Annotated in this window: 1 protein-coding gene; it reads left to right on the top strand. The window is 47.4% G+C overall.

Going from position 1 to position 820, the window contains the following annotated elements; all coding sequences use genetic code 11:
• Window positions 1–745 (top strand): GntR family transcriptional regulator (locus tag GY843_RS20915; protein ID WP_297312619.1); only part of this gene is annotated, 745 nt, incomplete at its 5' end.
• Window positions 746–820 lie beyond the last annotated feature (75 nt).

Here is an 820-nt window from a genome sequence, read left to right as displayed (position 1 = left end):
TATTGTTCACCTTGCGTCGAATGTTCCACTTTATATCCAAATCGCTGAACATTTGATTTCCAAGATCGAAACGGGAGAGTTCAAACCTGGGGATAAACTCCCCACCGAACGGGCTTTGAATGAACACTTTAACGTTCAACGAGCAACAATACGGCAAGCCTTGGGTGTTTTAGAAGCCCGGGGGCTTATTCTCCGCAAGCGAGGCAGCGGCACATTTGTTGCCAAGGCAAAGATCGAGCGGGAAGCCAGGCGCTTGTTTGCGTTTACGAGAATCATGACCTTGAGCGGATACAAAGTTGGTGCCAATATCCTATCTGTAATAGAAGCAAAAGCGAATGCAAGGATAGCAGCCAAACTAAAGATTGCAGCAGACAGCCTGGTCTATCATTATCATCGCTTACGCTGCCTGGATGATGAGCCGGTGATGCTAGAGATCATTTGCCTGCCCAAACACATTTTTCCTGGCATGGATCAGCAAGACCTGGTAAACAACTCGCTCTTTGAAATTATGAAAACAGCGTATGGACGGGAAATAACCAGTGCCGAACAAGCCCTGGAGGCTGTCCAGGCTTCAGATTATGAGGCAAAAGTGCTAGAAGTCTCACCCGGTGCAGCGTTGATGATGGAAGAGCGTATCTCACGCGATCAGTTTGGAACCATCATCGAGTTCAGCCGCGATTTGTACCGTGGAGATCGTTTCCGATTTATTGTACAAGACGCTCGCTTTGATATCGAGATCAAGTAATGAAAGGAAACAACGAATGAAACAAAAATCAATCCACCCCCAGGTGGTACTCTTTTTGGTGGACGGTATGCGCCC

It is taken from the genome of Neptuniibacter sp. (genome assembly GCF_024231755.1).
Classification (GTDB): Bacteria; Pseudomonadota; Gammaproteobacteria; order Pseudomonadales; family Balneatricaceae; genus Neptuniibacter.
The sequence above is the reverse complement of the archived record's forward strand: the minus strand, read 5'-3'. Positions and strand labels throughout refer to the sequence as shown.